Annotated in this window: 13 protein-coding genes; 6 read left to right on the top strand and 7 right to left on the bottom strand. The window is 73.9% G+C overall.

Annotated features, from left to right (window positions below; all coding sequences use genetic code 11):
• Positions 1 to 13: 13 nt before the first annotated feature.
• The 3 genes from ACFCLZ_RS04685 to ACFCLZ_RS04675 are packed head-to-tail and all read left to right on the top strand — an operon-like array spanning position 14 to position 4,168.
• Complete coding sequence (locus ACFCLZ_RS04685) at positions 14 to 952, top strand: UbiA prenyltransferase family protein (protein WP_380283379.1); 939 nt, start codon at positions 14 to 16, stop codon at positions 950 to 952.
• Between the two features lie 41 nt (positions 953 to 993).
• Positions 994 to 3,210: a glycosyltransferase gene (locus ACFCLZ_RS04680; RefSeq protein ID WP_380283378.1), complete on the top strand. Its 2,217-nt coding sequence runs from the start codon at positions 994 to 996 to the stop codon at positions 3,208 to 3,210.
• Positions 3,211 to 3,232: 22 nt separating this feature from the next.
• Complete coding sequence (locus ACFCLZ_RS04675) at positions 3,233 to 4,168, top strand: class I SAM-dependent methyltransferase (RefSeq protein WP_380283377.1); 936 nt, start codon at positions 3,233 to 3,235, stop codon at positions 4,166 to 4,168.
• 33 nt (positions 4,169 to 4,201) lie between these two features.
• Here ACFCLZ_RS04675 and ACFCLZ_RS04670 read toward each other — a convergent pair whose 3' ends face one another.
• From ACFCLZ_RS04670 to bioB, 5 genes are all read right to left on the bottom strand, one after another.
• Entirely contained in the window at positions 4,202 to 4,900 is a 699-nt protein-coding gene (locus ACFCLZ_RS04670; RefSeq protein ID WP_380283376.1) for a BTAD domain-containing putative transcriptional regulator, read from the bottom strand.
• Between the two features lie 255 nt (positions 4,901 to 5,155).
• On the bottom strand, positions 5,156 to 5,602 hold the full coding sequence (locus tag ACFCLZ_RS04665) for a hypothetical protein (protein WP_380283375.1): 447 nt from the start codon (positions 5,600 to 5,602) through the stop codon (positions 5,156 to 5,158).
• 176 nt (positions 5,603 to 5,778) lie between these two features.
• Positions 5,779 to 6,582 (bottom strand): dethiobiotin synthase, encoded by an 804-nt coding sequence (bioD, locus tag ACFCLZ_RS04660; RefSeq protein ID WP_380283374.1) that lies wholly within the window; start codon positions 6,580 to 6,582, stop codon positions 5,779 to 5,781.
• The gene (locus ACFCLZ_RS04655; RefSeq protein ID WP_380283373.1) at positions 6,579 to 7,883 is read right to left on the bottom strand and encodes an adenosylmethionine--8-amino-7-oxononanoate transaminase; all 1,305 of its coding nucleotides are present in this window, start codon (positions 7,881 to 7,883) and stop codon (positions 6,579 to 6,581) included. The genes bioD and ACFCLZ_RS04655 overlap by 4 nt, the downstream gene beginning before the upstream one ends.
• 64 nt (positions 7,884 to 7,947) lie before the next feature.
• A complete protein-coding gene (gene bioB / locus ACFCLZ_RS04650; protein ID WP_380283372.1) occupies positions 7,948 to 9,180 on the bottom strand; it encodes a biotin synthase BioB in 1,233 nt (410 codons plus the stop codon).
• Positions 9,181 to 9,382: 202 nt separating this feature from the next.
• On the opposite strand from bioB, the gene ACFCLZ_RS04645 reads away from it, so the two are divergent.
• Entirely contained in the window at positions 9,383 to 10,237 is an 855-nt protein-coding gene (locus ACFCLZ_RS04645) for a hypothetical protein (RefSeq protein ID WP_380283371.1), read from the top strand.
• An 82-nt stretch (positions 10,238 to 10,319) separates the two neighbouring features.
• On the opposite strand, the gene ACFCLZ_RS04640 is transcribed toward ACFCLZ_RS04645, so the two are convergent.
• Complete coding sequence (locus ACFCLZ_RS04640; protein ID WP_380286077.1) at positions 10,320 to 12,812, bottom strand: DEAD/DEAH box helicase; 2,493 nt, start codon at positions 12,810 to 12,812, stop codon at positions 10,320 to 10,322.
• Positions 12,813 to 12,878: 66 nt separating this feature from the next.
• Positions 12,879 to 13,022, bottom strand: coding sequence for a hypothetical protein (locus ACFCLZ_RS04635; RefSeq protein WP_380283370.1), 144 nt, complete (start codon positions 13,020 to 13,022; stop codon positions 12,879 to 12,881).
• 61 nt (positions 13,023 to 13,083) lie between these two features.
• Here ACFCLZ_RS04635 and ACFCLZ_RS04630 point away from each other — a divergent pair, with 61 nt between their 5' ends.
• Both ACFCLZ_RS04630 and ACFCLZ_RS04625 read left to right on the top strand, forming a co-directional pair.
• Positions 13,084 to 14,298 (top strand): 8-amino-7-oxononanoate synthase, encoded by a 1,215-nt coding sequence (locus ACFCLZ_RS04630; protein WP_380283369.1) that lies wholly within the window; start codon positions 13,084 to 13,086, stop codon positions 14,296 to 14,298.
• Positions 14,295 to 14,834: a hypothetical protein gene (locus ACFCLZ_RS04625; RefSeq protein ID WP_380283368.1), complete on the top strand. Its 540-nt coding sequence runs from the start codon at positions 14,295 to 14,297 to the stop codon at positions 14,832 to 14,834. Before ACFCLZ_RS04630 ends, ACFCLZ_RS04625 begins: the two co-directional genes overlap by 4 nt.
• The last annotated feature ends 8 nt before the right edge of the window (positions 14,835 to 14,842 follow it).

Raw genomic sequence — 14,842 nt, 5'->3', positions numbered from 1 at the left:
GGAGCGCTCCGCCATGACCTCCCTGAGCGAACAGAGCTCACAGCACGAGCAGAGCACACCGGGCGGACAGCCCGAACCCGCCCGCCGCGCCACCGCCGGGCCCTCCCGCCTGCCCGCGCCCCTGGCCCTGCTCCGCCCCGGACAGTGGCCCAAGAACGTCCTCGTCGTCCCGCTGCCCCTGCTCGGCGCCGACCTCGCCTGGGACATGGCCGCCCGGATCGCGGTCGCCGTGGCCGCCTTCGTCCTCGCCTCCTCCCTCGTCTACGTCGTCAACGACCTCGCCGACGTCGAACGCGACCGCCGCCACCCCGTCAAACGCCACCGCCCGCTCGCCGCCGGCCGCATCACCGCGCGCTCCGCCGTCGCCCTGGCCGCCCTGCTCGCCGCCCTGCTCGTCCCGCTGCTCGCCGCCTCCGGGCCCGGCGTCGCCGCACCCGTCCTGCTCTACCTCGCCGTCAACGCCGCCTACAGCTGGAAGCTCAAGCACCTGCCACTGCTCGACGTCTTCGTCGTCGCCACCGGCTTCGTGCTGCGCCTGCTCGGCGGCTACGGCGCCAGCGGCCGCCCGCTCTCCGCCTGGCTGGTGCTCACCGTCCTCACCCTGTGCCTGGTCCTCATCGTCGGCAAGCGCCGCCATGAACTCGGCGTCGCCGGCAGCGGCCACCGGCCCGCCCTGGTCGGCTACTCCGCGCACTTCCTCGACCTCGTGCTCGTCCTCTGCTCCGGACTCACCGTCGTCGGCTACCTGCTCTACCTGCGCACCGAGTCCGGCTACGAGACCGGCGCCCTGCTCACCGCCCCGCTGGCCCTGTTCGCGCTCTTCCGCTACCTGCAGATCGTCGTCGTCCACGCCGAGGGCGGCAACCCCGTGCGCACCCTGCTGCGCGACCGCGCCATGCTCGCCACCGCCGCGCTCTGGGTCGCCCTCCTGCTCACCTTCCAACTCACCTGAAGCCCACCGACCTCGACCCCCTGCGGTCCGAACGAGGAGCCATGCCCGCCACACCGCTCGTCTCGGTGGTCGTGCCGATGTACAACGACAGCCGCACCGTCGACCTCTGCCTCGCATCCGTCCTCGCCCAGAGCCACCCCGCGATCGAGGTGATCGTGGTCGACGACGCCAGCACCGACGACTGCGCCGCCCGCGCCGCCGCCCACCCCGTCACCCTGGTGCGCGCCGAACGCAACGGCGGCCCCGGCGCCAGCCGCAACCTCGGCGTCCGGCACGCCAGCGGCGACATCGTCTTCTTCCTCGACGCCGACGTCGCCATGCACCCCGACGCCGTCGCCGAAGCCGTCGCCCTGTTCGCCGAACACCCCGAGTACGGCGCCGTGTTCGGCGTCCCCGACAAGGAACCCCTGTTCCCCGAGGGCCCCGTCGGCCAGTACCGCATCCTCCAGTACCACTACTGGCGCAAGAGCGCCGAAGGCCTGGTCAGCGGCGGCTTCTACGCCCTCGGCGCGGTGCGCCGCGACGCCTTCCTCGAAGCCGGCTGGTTCAACCCGGCGCTGCGCCAGACCGAGGAGATCGACCACGCCGAACGCCTCGCCGCCCGCCGCCCCCTGCTGCTCACCTCGCGCGTGCGCGGCCGGCTCTCCGACGAGAACCGGATGCGGCCGCTGCTGCGCAAGGCCTTCGTCCGCAGCCGGCTGCGGGTGCCGTTCTACCTCGACCGCGGCCGCGCCATGCAGGGCATGGAGACGCCCGGCCGGGCCGTCGCCTCGGTGCTCGCCGCGCTCACCCTGCTCAGCCTGCCGCTGATCGCCTGGCAGCCGCTCGCCGCGATCGCGACCGTGCTGCTGCTGGCCGCCTTCGTGCTCACCGACCTCGGCCAGTACCGCTTCGTCCGCCGGGAGCGCGGCTACCGCTTCCTCGCCCTGTTCACCGTCTGCCACCTGCTGCTGAACGCCGTCGTGACGGCCGGACTCGCCGCCGGAGTCGGCCAGTTCGCGGTCAGCCGGCGCTTTCGCCGGATGTACCGGCGGGACGGCGCGGGGCAAGCCCTGACCGTCCCGTTCGCGGCGACGGAGCCGGCCGCCTCGGTCGCCGCGGAGCCGGCTGCGGAGCCGGGCCCCGAGCCCACCCGGGCCCGGCGCGTCGCCCGCCGGCTGCGCACCTGGTACGGCCGCGCCCTGGTCGGCTTCACCGGCCTGTGGCTGCTGTACGCCTTCTTCCGCTGGTCCGTCAGCGGCCGCTGGCACTGGGCGATCCTGCTGGACGCCGTCCCGCCGGTGTTCCTGGTCGGCATCCCGCTGTTCCTGCTGCTCGCCGCCACCGCCGCCTGCGGACCGCGCCGCAGCTGGGCCCTCGGACTCGCCCTGCCGCCGCTGCTGCTCGGCCTCACCACCGGCTCCGGCATCAACTGGCCCGCCCTGTGGCACGGTGAGCGCCCCGTGCCGCCCGGCGCCCTGCACGTCGTCTCCTTCAACACCCAGTACTGGGCCGCCTCCACCGGCGTGGACAGGCTCTATGAACTGATCCACCGTCAGAACGCCGACGTCTACCTGTTCCAGGAGCACGTCGTCTGGCAGCCCGGCCTCGGCGAGGACGGCTACCGCCGGCTCGACGACGACGCCCGGCTCGCCGCCGAGTTCCCCGGCTACCACATCGCCCGCACCGGCGAACTGCTCACGATCTCCCGCTACCCGATCGCCTCCCAGCGCTCCGTCGGCACCGGCGCCGTCCTCGGGCCCGACCCCTCCTTCAGCCGGATCTTCGCCCGGGACAAGGTCATGCGCACCGACCTCCAGGTCGGCGACACCCTGCTCAGCGTCTACAACGTGCACGTCACCGTGCCGCTCGCCCCCGATCTCGACCCCTTCTCCGGCTTCGACTTCGACTCCTACTTCAAGCGCAAGTTCGCCTGGCGCCAGGAGGAGATCCGCGGCCTGGAGGCCGACCTCAAGGGCAACTCCAACCGGACGCTGATCGCCGGCGACTTCAACGCCAGCCCCGCGATGCGCGACCTGGAGGGGGTGAAGGCTCTGGCGGACGATGCGATTCGCGCCAACAACGACTTCCTGCCGCTGAGTTGGAAGTTCTCCGCACCCGCGGGATTCGACTGGGACAGCGCCATCAACCGCCCCTACCCGCTCTGGCGGCTGGACTGGAGCTTCACCCGCGGCCCGGTCAAGGTCCACCGCTACGACTTCCGCTCCGCCGAGGGCATCTCCGAACACCGGCTGCAGGACCTCTGGCTCTCGCTCTGAACACCCCCCGAAAGGACACCGCATGCTGCTCAAGGACCTGCGCACCGCCGTTCGCACCGCCTCCGGCGTCGAACTGCTGGAGCGCCTGCCGGTGCTGCGCCGCCCGATGGACTGGCTGGGCGAGCGGCCCGTGCTGCACGGCCTCACCCTGTGGGCCTTCGGCCTGCGCAAGCCGCTGTTCTGGGACCATGTGGTCACCCCCGAGCCGCGCGCCGAACTCACCGACGTGCGGGCCCTGCTGGAGCGCAACCGCGAGCGCTACGCCGAACGCCTCACCGAGTTCCTGGAGTTCGGGGAACTGCTGCGCGGCATCCCGCTGCGGGGCACCGCCGCCGGTTCCACCCCGTACTGGAACAACGGCTGGCTGCCGCCGCTGGACGCGCTCTCGCTCTACGGCTTCCTCGCGGCCGAACGCCCGGCCCGCTACCTGGAGATCGGCTCCGGCAACTCCACCAAGTTCGCCCGCCGGGCCGTCGAGGACCTCGGGCTGAGCACCCGGATCACCTCGATCGACCCGGCCCCGCGCGCCACCGTCGACCGGCTCTGCGACGAGGTCGTCCGCACCCCGCTGCAGCACGCCGACCTGAACGTCTTCCGCGAGCTGGAGCCGGGCGACATCGTCTTCTTCGACGGGTCGCACCGGCTCCACATGGGCTCGGACGTCGCGGTGTTCTTCTTCGAGGTGCTGCCGGTGCTCAAGCCCGGGGTGCTGGTGCACGTGCACGACATCATGCTCCCGGCGGACTACCCGCTGTCCTGGCGCTGGCGCCACTACTCCGAGCAGTACCTGCTGGCCGCACTGCTGACGGCCGCGCCCGGGCGGTTCGACGTCGAGCTGCCGGACGCCTTCGTGCACGCCGACCCGCAGCTGCGGCGGATCGCCGAGCCGCTGTGGCGCCGGCTCGGGGTCACCGAGCACTACGAGCCGGGGTCGTTCTGGTGGCGGCACGCGGGCTGAGCGACGGTTGACGGCCGGTGACCCGGGTCGCGGTCAGGCGGTCGGGCAGGCGCCGTTGAGGATCCCCTGCTCCAGCGCCCGCAGTTCCTGCCCCGGTTCGAGGCCCAGTTCCTCGACCAGGTGGGTGCGCAGCGTGCGGTAGACGCCGAGCGCCTCCACCGTCCGGCCGGAGCGGTGCAGGGCGTGCATCAGCAGCCCGTGCAGGTGCTCGCGGAACGGGTGCGCGGAGACCAGCTCGACGAGTTCGCCGACCAGGTCCTCGTGCAGGCCGAGCGCCAGCTCCAGCCGGACCCGTTCCTCGACGGCGCGCAGCCGGTTCTCCTCCAGGCGGCGGGCCCAGGACTCCAGGGCGGGGCAGTCCAGGCCCGCCATGGCCGGCCCGGTCCACCGGGCGAGGGCCTGCCGCAGGGCGTCGACGGCCTCCGGCAGGGCGCCGGAGGCGGCCCGCAGCCGGGCGCGGGCGACCTCCTCGTGGAACAGCGCGGCGTCCAGCTCGCCGGGTCCGACCCGCAGCCGGTAGCCGTTGGGATGGGTCTCGATGACGGGCGGCGCGCCCGCGTCGGCCAGCGCGCGGCGCAGCTGCGAGACGCAGATCCGGATCTGCGTCCGGGCGCTGGCGGGTGGCGCCGCCCCCCACAGGTTGTCCACCAAGCGGTCCAGCGGGACCACCCAGTTGGGGGTCAGGGCGAGGGTCGCCAGGACGAGCTGCGGCCGACGGCCGCCGAGTGGCACAACGCTTCCTCCGACGTCGACTTGGAGTGGTCCCAGGACATGCACCATCAACAACACAGCCCCCGTTCGTCGCTCTCACCTGCGCCGAAACGGCGCCAACGGAAGCGGAGCAGAGTCCGCCGCCGGGCGCCGCCTGGCAGCATGGTATAGACCTTTGGGGGTGTCAAGGGCATCTCAAGTGCGCCGGATGGCCGGATCCTTCGCCTGGATCCGGCCCGCCGCAATCCGCTTGGGCCGACGGTCGGCCGGTTCGCGTCAGGGGCTCGCGCTCAGTGCGTAGGTGCGGAAGGTGGCCAGCAGCGGCAGCACGTCGGTCTTGCTCGGCTCCTCGGTGACGGCCCGCATGGCGTCGATCACCGCGTGCGCGATCACCTTCACCACCGCGAGGTCGTCCCCGGCCGTCTCGCCCCAGGCGCACAGCGTGCGAGTGAGCAGCGCGCTCATCCGGGCGCCGATGTTGGAGCTCACCGCGTCGGTGAGCTCGGCGAGTTCCTCGTCCGTCATGCTGGAGCGCAGCCCGAAGGCCAGCGCCATCAGCGTGTCCACGGCGTGCTCGCCGTACCGGGCGACCAGGGCGGCGAGCGGCTGCTCGGCCGGTCCCCGTGCGGCCAGGGCGGCCAGGGCCTCGTCGTCGTCCTTCCATGCCGCTTCGAGCGCGGCGAGGGCCCGCAGGGCCTCGTCCACCATCAGGCCATCCGTCATGCGGAGAACCGTATGCAGCCCTACCGCGCGGCGGGCACGCTCGGGCCGGGATCTCACTCGTTCGAGCGACAAATGCCGTGTCCCGGCGTGCGGGAGGCCGGCGGGCTGCTTCGGTGGATCCCGGCAGACCTCGGGCCGACCGGCGCCAGGGGCCCGGCCGGCGTCGGCCCGGGAGGTCAGGCGGCCCCGGGGGCGGGTGCGAATGCGGCGGCGAAGGCGGCGGCGTCCCAGTGGCCGTGCAGCGCGGGTGCGAGCGCGGCGGCGGCGAGCGCGGGGAAGTCGGCGGCCCGGCCGGCGCGTTCGGGCAGCGCGCCGAGCAGCGGGGCGCCCGCCGCGCGCGGCAGGTCGGCCAGGTTGCAGCGGTCCGCGAGGCCGGGGGAGTCCGGCCAGGCGCCCACCACCACGCCGAGCAGCGGCAGCCCGCGCGCGGTCAGCGCCTCCGCCGTCAGCGCCGTGGTGTTCAGCGTGCCGAGACCGGCCGAGGCCACCAGCAACACCTCGGCGGGCAGGCCGAGTTCGCACACCGCGCGGGCCTGGTCGGCGAGCGTGCGGCCCTGCTCGTCGTAGCGGACCAGCAGTCCGCCCGCACCCTCGACCAGCACCAGATCGTGCCGCTCGGCGAGGCCGGCCACCTCCTTGGCCACGTCCTCCGCCGCCAGGCACGGCAGCCCGGACCGGCGGGCCGCCGTATCGGGCGCCAACGGCTCGGGATAGCGGGCGAGTTCACGCAGCGTCAGCCGGTCCGGGGCCGGGGCGGCGGGCCCGGCCAGCCGCCCCACCTCCTGGACGTCCCCCGGCTCGTTCGGTGCGACGCCGGTCTGCCCGGGCTTGAGCACCGCGACCCGCAGCCCGGCGCGCAGCGCGCTCGCGGCGACGGCCGCCGTGGTGACCGTCTTGCCGACCTCGGTACCCGTCCCCGTCACGAAGACGACCCGGCCGTCCGTTCCCGCCGCCGCCCGCAGGTCCGCCGTCCCGCTCATCCGGCCACCGCCGCCGCCGTCACGGCCGCGGCGATCCGCGCCACGTCCTCGTCACCGGTCACGTACGGCGGCATCGTGTAGACGAGGTCCCGGAACGGGCGCAGCCAGACGCCCTCCCGCGCGGCGGCCTCGGTCGCCGCCGTGATGTCCACCGGGTGGTCCAGTTGGACGACGCCGATCGCGCCGAGCACCCGGACGTCCTTGACGCCGGGCAGTGCGGCCGCGTCCGCCAGGCCCGCGCGCAGCCCGGTCCCGATCCGCTTGACCTCGGTCCGCCAGTCCTGCGCGAGCAGCAGGCCGATCGAGGCATTGGCGACCGCCGCCGCCAGCGGGTTGCCCATGAAGGTCGGCCCGTGGGCGAGGACGGGCATCTCGCCGCGGCTGATGCCGTCGGCGACCTCCGCCGTGCACAGCGTCGCCGCCATCGTGAGGTAGCCGCCGGTCAGCGCCTTGCCCAGGCACGTCACGTCCGGTGCGACGCCCGCGTGGTCGGCGGCGAACAGCGCGCCGCTGCGGCCGAAGCCGGTGGCGATCTCGTCGAAGACGAGCAGCACCCCGTGCCGGTCGCACAGTTCGCGCAGCATCCGCAGGTAGTCGGGGGAGTGGAAGCGCATCCCGCCCGCGCCCTGCACCACCGGCTCGACGATCACCGCCGCCAGCTCGTCGGCGTGACGCTCCATCAACTCCTCGAAGGCGCGGGCGTACTCCTCGTCGAGCGGGGCGTCGAAACCGGCCGGCGGCTCGGGGGCGAACAGCTGCTCGGGCAGCACCCCGCCCCACAGGTGGTGCATGCCGCCCTGCGGGTCGCACACCGACATCGGGTGGAAGGTGTCCCCGTGGTAGCCGCCGCGCCAGGTCAGCAGCCGCCGCTTGCGCGGCCGGCCCACCGACTGCCAGTACTGCAGGCACATCTTCATCGCGACCTCGACCGACACCGAGCCCGAGTCGGCGAGGAAGACGTGCCGCAGCGGCTCCGGGGTGATCTCCACCAGGGTGGCGGCGAGCCGCACGGCGGGCTCGTGGGTGAGCCCGCCGAACATCACGTGGCTCATCCGGCCCAGCTGTCCGCGCACCGCCTCGTCGAGCACCGGGTGCCCGTACCCGTGGATCGCCGCCCACCAGGACGACATGCCGTCGACCAGCTCGCGGTGCCCGCCCGGGGCCGGCGCGGCGAGCCGGAGCCGCACGCCGGAGGCGGACTCCACCACGTACGGGGTGGCGGTGCCGGGCATCGGCCCGTACGGGTGCCAGACGTGCGCCCGGTCGAGCGCGAGCAGGGTGTCGGTGGACAGCTGGGTCATGGAGAGGGGACTTTCCGGGGTGTTCGTCGGAGGCTCGGGCGGCGGGGGCTGGGGTGCCGTGGGCTCAGGCGTTGGGCGCCAGTTCGGTGCCGGCGCCGCGGCGGCGCACCCGCACCAGGTCGGTGCGCGTCTCCTCGCCAGCCTCCGGGGCGGCGTCACCGTGGGCGTGGCCGCCGCACGGACCGCAGCCGCCGCCCGCCGTCCCGCACGCGCCGGCCGCCGGGGCTGTGCCGCAGCCGCCGACGGCGCCCGCCGCCGCGCCGGCCGCGTCGGCCGCTTCCGCCGAGACGTCCGCGCGGTGCCGCGGCAGGGTGGCCTCGCCCATGCCCTCGACCTCGAACCCGGCGTCCCGGATCATGTCGAGGTCGGCCTGCCCGGCCTGGCCCTCGCTGGTCAGGTAGTCGCCCAGGAAGATGGAGTTGGCGAGGTGCAGGCCGAGCGGCTGCAGGCTGCGCAGGTGCACCTCGCGGCCGCCGGCGATCCGCACCTCGGTGTCCGGGTGGACGAACCGCACCATCGCCAGGATCCGCAGGCAGCGCTGCGGGGTGAGGTTCCACTCCTTGGCCAGCGGGGTGCCCTCGAACGGGATGAGGAAGTTCACCGGCACCGAGTCCGAACCCAGCTCGCGCAGGGCGAACACCACGTCCAGCAGGTCCTCGTCGCTCTCGCCCATGCCCGCGATCAGGCCCGAGCAGGCCGACAGGCCCGCGCCGTGCGCCTTCTGCACGGTGTCCACCCGGTCCGCGTAGGTGTGGGTGGTGGTGATGTCGCCGTAGGTGCCCTCGGAGGTGTTCAGGTTGTGGTTGTAGGCGTCGACGCCGGCCGCCTTCAGCCGCTCCGCCTGGTTGCCGGAGAGCAGGCCCAGGCAGGCGCAGACCTCCACCGCGGGGTCGGCCTCCCTGATGGCCGCCACGGTGTCGGTCACCCGGTCGATGTCACGGTCCGTCGGCCCGCGGCCGCTCGCCACCAGGCAGACCCGCTTGGCGCCGCCCGACACACCGGCCTTCGCCGCCTCGGCGGCCTGGTCCGGCTTCAGCCAGGTGTACTTCAGGATCTCGGCCTTGGAGCCCAGGCGCTGCGAACAGTACGAGCAGTCCTCCGGGCACAGTCCGCTCTTCAGGTTCACCAGGTAGTTGAGCTTCACCCGGCGGCCGAACCACTGCCGGCGCACCCGCCCGGCGGCCGCGACCACGTCGAGCAGCTCGTCGTCGGTGGTGGCGAGGACGGCGAGCGCCTCCTCGCGGGTGGGGGTCTCCCCACGCAGGCCCTTGGCGGTGAGGGTATCGAGCAGATCCATGGGGCTGATCCTGCCTGCTGCCCCGCGAGGGACGCCAGAGGAAACCCACCAGAAGATCCCGGGGAAGCTGTGCGAGTTGTCACAGTGTCGCAGCTCACGGTAGTGGCGCAGGTCACGTCGGTCGCCGGGCCCGGACCGCGGCCCGCTGCGGGCCCGCTACCCAGTGATCTCCACCACCCGTGACCTGCATACAATCTGCCGCATGACCACGCAGGGGGAGCGCGCCCCGTCATCGGCACAGCAACCGGCCGGGCCACCGGCAGAACACACCGTCCAGCGTCCGGCCGGGGGTTACCGGGCCAGACGTGTGAGCGCCCGGCGGGCCGTCGGCTGGGTCGCCGTCGTCGGCGTGGTGGCGGCCGGGGGCTGGATCGTCACCCGGCCCACGCCCGGCGACTACATACCCGGGCTCGGCCCCTCCAGCAAGGAGGCGTCCAAGACCCCGCCGATCGTCGGCGACCCGCAGCCGCGCACCGTCGCCGACCCCGAGGCCCTCGACGTCGACACCTACTTCCCGGCCCAGAAGGTCGTGGAGTCCGGCGGCTACAAGGGCAAGCGCTCCGGGGTGCGGCGCGGCGAGAACTGCACCGAGGTGCTCCAGGACCGCACCCTGGAGCTGCTGCGCGAGGCCGGCTGCAAGGGCTACCTGGCCGTCAGCTTCACCGCCCAGGAGAAGCCGGTGCTCAGCAGCATCACCCTGCTGCGCTTCGCCGACGCCCCGTCCGCCGCCAAGGCCGCCGAGTCGCTGCGGGCCAAGCCGAGCTCGGTCGCCTTCATCCTCCCGGACGCCTCCACCGCCCCCGCGCTGCCCGCCGGTGCGGCCCGGCCGGCGACCGACCCGCGGGTCGAACTGGTCGGCCACTACGTGACGGTGACCAGCTCGCGGCCCAGCGAGGCCGCGCGCACCGGCGCCGCCTCCGGCACGCCGAGCCCGTCCGGCTCCGCGGTGAGCCCGCTGCCGGTGCCCTCGATGAGCGCCGCCAACCTCGACCAGATGCTCGACGAGGCGACCCGGGCGATCTCCTTCACCGGCGGGGCGCCGTTCGTCTGGATGTAGCGGCCCTGGATGCAGCGGCCTTGGACGGATCGGCCCCCGCCCTGCCAGGGCGGGGGCCGATCCGTCCAGGGCCGACGGCCCGTCAGCCGCCCAGCCGGTCCACGGCCGTGACCCGCAGCACCGCGCGGCCCTCCTCGTCCGAGCCGTAGAGGTCGACCTCGGCGCTGATGCCCCAGTCGTGGTCGCCCGCCGGGTCGTCGAAGATCTGCCGGACCCGCCAGGCCGAGTCCTCCTGCTCGATGATCAGCATCTTCGGGCCGCGCGCGTCCGGGCCGGTGCCGAGGTCGTCGTACTCCTCCCAGTACCCGTCCAGGGCGTCCGCCCAGCGGTCCGCGTCCCAGCCGTACTCGCCGTCCAGCGCGCCGAGTTCGTCGTAGTGCTCCAGCGCGCACAGCTCCACCCGGCGGAACATCTCGTTGCGCACCAGCACCCGGAAGGCCCGCGCGTTCGCCGTCACCGGCGCCGGCCTGTCGTCCAGCGCCACCTCGGCGGCCTGCGGCTCGGTCGGGTTGGCCAGCTGCTCCCACTCGTCCAGCAGGCTGGAGTCGACCTGGCGGACCAGCTCGCCGAGCCAGGCGATGACGTCCTTCAGGTCGTCGGTCTTGACGTCCTCGGGGACGGTCTGCTCCAGCGCCTTGTACGCGCCCGCCAGGTAGCGCAGCACGATGCCCTCGGTGCGGGCCAGCTCGTAGTGGCCGACGTAGTCCGAGAAGGTCATCGCCCGCTCGTAGAGGTCGCGCACCACCGCCTTCGGCTGGAGCTGGTGGTCGCCGATCCACGGGTGCGCCCGCCGGTACACCTCGTAGGCGTGGGTGAGCAGTTCCTCCAGCGGCTTCGGGTAGGTGATCTCCTGGAGCCGCTCCATGCGCTCCTCGTACTCGATGCCGTCGCGCTTCATCTCGCCGACGGCCTCGCCGCGGGCCTTGTTCTGCTGCGCGGCGAGGATCTGGCGCGGGTCGTCCAGGGTCGCCTCGACCACCGACACCACGTCCATCGCGTACGACGGCGAGGTGGGGTCGAGCAGCTCGAAGGAGGCCAGCGCGAAGGTGGACAGCGGCTGGTTGAGCGCGAAGTTCTCCTGGAGGTCCAGGGTCAGGCGCACGATCCGGCCCTCGGCGTCCGGCTCCGGGAGGCGCTCCACCACGCCGCCCTCCAGCAGCGAGCGGTAGATGGCGATCGCGGTGCGGATGTGCCGGCGCTGCGCGGCGCGGTCCTCGTGGTTGTCGGTGAGCAGCTTGCGCATCGCCTCGAAGGCGTTGCCGGGCCGGCCGATCACCGACAGCAGCATCGCGTGGCTCACCTTGAACCGGGAGACCAGCGGCTCCGGGTCGGCGGCGATCAGCTTCTCGAAGGTCTCCTCGGACCAGCCGACGAAGCCCTCCGGCGCCTTCTTGCGGACGATCTTCCGCCGCTTCTTCGGGTCGTCGCCCGCCTTGGCGACGGCCTTGTCGTTCTCGATGACGTGCTCGGGTGCCTGTGCCACCACCTGGCCGACCGTGTCGAACCCGGCCCGCCCGGCCCGCCCGGCGATCTGGTGGAACTCGCGCGCCCGCAGGATCCGCACCCGCTGCCCGTCGTACTTCGACAGCGCCGTGAACAGCACGGTGCGGATCGGCACGTTGACGCCCACGCCCAGCGTGTCCGTCCCGCAGATCACCTTCAACAGGCCCGCCTGGGCGAGGCGTTCGACCAGTCGCCGGTACTTCGGCAGCATGCCCGCGTGGTGCACGCCGATCCCGTGCCGCACGAAGCGCGACAGGTTGCGGCCGAACTTGGTGGTGAAGCGGAAGTTGCCGATCAGCTCGGCGATGGCGTCCTTCTCCGCCTTCGAGCACATGTTGATGCTCATCAGCGACTGCGCCCGCTCCACCGCCTCCTTCTGCGTGAAGTGCACGACGTAGACCGGCGCCTGGTCGGTCTTGAGCAGCTCCTCCAGCGTGTCGTGCATGGTGGTGCGGCGGTACTCGTAGAACAGCGGCACCGGACGGGTCGCGTTGCGCACCACCGTCGTCGGACGCCCGGTGCGGCGGGTCAGGTCCTCCTCGAAGCGCCGCACGTCGCCCAGCGTCGCCGACATCAGCAGGAACTGCGCCTGCGGCAGCTCCAGCAGCGGGATCTGCCAGGCCCAGCCGCGGTCCGGCTCCGCGTAGAAGTGGAACTCGTCCATGACGACCTGGCCGATGTCCGCCCGGGTCCCGTCACGCAGCGCGATCTGCGCCAGCACCTCGGCGGTGCAGCAGATGATCGGCGCCGTCGGGTTCACCGATGCGTCACCCGTCATCATGCCGACCTGCTCGGTCCCGAACATCTTCACCAGGTCGAAGAACTTCTCCGACACCAGCGCCTTGATCGGCGCCGTGTAGAACGTCCGCTGCCCCTCCGCCAGCGCCGCGAAGTGCGCACCGGCCGCCACCAGGCTCTTTCCCGAGCCGGTGGGCGTCGCCAGGATCACGTTGTTCCCCGACACGAGCTCGATCAGCGCCTCCTCCTGCGCCGGGTACAGCGAGATCCCACGCTCCTCCACCCAGGCGGCGAACGTCTCGTACAGCGCGTCGGGCGTGGCGGGCTTCGGCATCAGATCAAGGAGGGTCACCCGGCTATCTTGCCTGCTCGCCGCCACCCCCGGCAAAGCCCGCGCCCATCACCCCGCCACCACGGGCGCCCGCTCGGCGATCCGCACGCCGGGGCAGCCCTCCTGCCGGACGATCTCAGCGACGGTGCGGCGGGCGACGTCGGCGAAGAGTTGCTCCTGCTCGGGCAGGTCCGAGCCGAGGAAGCCACCCACCCCCGGACTGTGCCCCGGCGCACATTGCCCGGGTCGGGAGGGGCGTGCCAGAGTGCCGGGCATGGTCAACCGCACCGCGCCCGAGGCGCCCGAGGCCGGCGCAGCCCTCGCCGCCGATCCCGCCGCCGTGTTCGACTGGCTCGACGAGACCGCCGGGCAGCGGGCCCGGGCCGGGCTGACCCGCACGCTGCGCAGCCGGCCCGCCGACGACCCCGTCCTCGACCTCGCGGGCAACGACTACCTCGGGCTCACCCGCCACCCCGCCGTCACCCGGGCCGCCGCCGACGCCGCGCTGCGCTGGGGCGCCGGCGCCACCGGCTCGCGGCTGGTCACCGGCACCACCGCGCTGCACACCGAACTGGAGGAGGAGCTCGCCGCCTTCTGCGGGGCCGAGGCGGCGCTGGTGTTCTCCTCCGGGTACACCGCCAACCTGGCCGCGCTCACCGCGCTCACCGACCCCGACACCCTGATCGTCTCCGACGCCTACAACCACGCCTCGCTGATCGACGGCTGCCGCCTCGCCCGCGCCGACGTCCACCGCGCCCCGCACAGCGACCCGCGCGCCGTCGCCGACATCCTCGCCGAGCGTGCCCAGCGCCGCGCCCTGGTGGTCACCGACTCCGTGTTCTCGGTCGACGGCAACGCCGCCCCGCTCGCCGAACTCGCCGCCGCCGCACGGCGGTTCGGCGCCGCCCTGCTCGTCGACGACGCGCACGGCCTCGGCGTCCTCGGCCCCGGCGGCACCGGCGCCACCGCCGCCGCCGGCCTCGCCGGCGCGCCCGACGTCGTCACCACCGTCACCCTCTCCAAGTCCCTCGGCTCCCAGGGCGGCGCCGTCCTCGGCCCGCGCCGCGTCATCCGCCACCTCACCGAGACCGCCCGCACCTTCATCTTCGACACCGGCCTCGCCCCCGCCGCCGCCGGCGCGGCGCTGGGCGCCCTGCGCCTGCTGCGGGCCGAACCCCACCGCGCCGACCGCGCCCGCGAGGTCGCCCGCGCCCTCGCCGCCCGCCTCGCCGCCGCCGGCCTGCACGCCTCCACCCCCGACGCGGCTGTCGTCTCGGTGCGCGCCCCCGGCCCCGAGGCCGCCGTCGCCTGGGCCGCCGACTGCCGCCGCGCCGGCCTCGCCGTCGGCTGCTTCCGCCCGCCGTCCGTCCCCGACGGCGTCTCGCGGCTGCGCCTGACCGCCCGGGGTGACCTGACGGACACGCAGATCGCCGACGCGGTGCGGATCATCGCCGCCACCGCCCCGGCGACCGGGCCGGGCCGGGCATGAGCGCGCCCGCCCGGCCCCGGTTACCGCGGGGCGCCGCCCGGCTCGCCGCGGGCGTCTGCGCGCTCGTCCTGATCGCGTTCGCCGCCGTGGCCGTCGCCCTCACCGCCCCGCGCCTCGTCGAGTCGACCGGCGGTGCGGGCGTGCACGGCCGGTTCCTGCGCGAGGACTGCCCGCCACCCGCCGAACGGCCGGCCGGCCGCTGCGGCCGCTTCACCCCGGACGGCGGTGAGCCCGTCCGTTGCTGCACCATCGACGCGGACCCGACCGGCCGGCACGGCGAGATCGAGGTGCGCTGTACCGACGGGCGCTGCCACGAGACCGGGGCGCGGGCGACGGTCTGGTGGCTCGGCATGCTGCTGACGGGCCTCGCGGCGGTTCCGGTGGCCCTGCTGCTGTCCGTACTGGCCCTCGGCAGGCCGCCCGGCGGCGCCTTCAAGCTGACGGCCGGCACGGTCCTCGTCGTCCTGCTCATGGCCGTCTGCGCCTGTGTCGCCTTCGCAAGCTCCGAGGCCCCGACCGCCGCCGGCCCGCTCTGACCGCCGGA

The sequence above is a fragment of the Kitasatospora purpeofusca genome, assembly GCF_042691725.1.
GTDB classification, from domain to species: domain Bacteria; phylum Actinomycetota; class Actinomycetes; order Streptomycetales; family Streptomycetaceae; genus Kitasatospora; species Kitasatospora purpeofusca_B.
This window is presented reverse-complemented; position numbering and strand designations above follow the sequence as displayed.

What these genes read in the sequence shown, in the direction of transcription:
- ACFCLZ_RS04685 (WP_380283379.1), top strand. Translation starts at nt 14, where the DNA reads ATGACCTCCCTGAGCGAACAGAGCTCACAGCACGAGCAGAGCACACCG.
- ACFCLZ_RS04680 (WP_380283378.1), top strand. Translation starts at nt 994, where the DNA reads ATGCCCGCCACACCGCTCGTCTCGGTGGTCGTGCCGATGTACAACGAC.
- ACFCLZ_RS04675 (WP_380283377.1), top strand. Translation starts at nt 3,233, where the DNA reads ATGCTGCTCAAGGACCTGCGCACCGCCGTTCGCACCGCCTCCGGCGTC.
- ACFCLZ_RS04665 (WP_380283375.1), bottom strand. Translation starts at nt 5,602, where the DNA reads ATGACGGATGGCCTGATGGTGGACGAGGCCCTGCGGGCCCTCGCCGCG.
- bioD (WP_380283374.1), bottom strand. Translation starts at nt 6,582, where the DNA reads ATGAGCGGGACGGCGGACCTGCGGGCGGCGGCGGGAACGGACGGCCGG.
- ACFCLZ_RS04655 (WP_380283373.1), bottom strand. Translation starts at nt 7,883, where the DNA reads ATGACCCAGCTGTCCACCGACACCCTGCTCGCGCTCGACCGGGCGCAC.
- bioB (WP_380283372.1), bottom strand. Translation starts at nt 9,180, where the DNA reads ATGGATCTGCTCGATACCCTCACCGCCAAGGGCCTGCGTGGGGAGACC.
- ACFCLZ_RS04645 (WP_380283371.1), top strand. Translation starts at nt 9,383, where the DNA reads ATGACCACGCAGGGGGAGCGCGCCCCGTCATCGGCACAGCAACCGGCC.
- ACFCLZ_RS04640 (WP_380286077.1), bottom strand. Translation starts at nt 12,812, where the DNA reads ATGCCGAAGCCCGCCACGCCCGACGCGCTGTACGAGACGTTCGCCGCC.
- ACFCLZ_RS04630 (WP_380283369.1), top strand. Translation starts at nt 13,084, where the DNA reads ATGGTCAACCGCACCGCGCCCGAGGCGCCCGAGGCCGGCGCAGCCCTC.
- ACFCLZ_RS04625 (WP_380283368.1), top strand. Translation starts at nt 14,295, where the DNA reads ATGAGCGCGCCCGCCCGGCCCCGGTTACCGCGGGGCGCCGCCCGGCTC.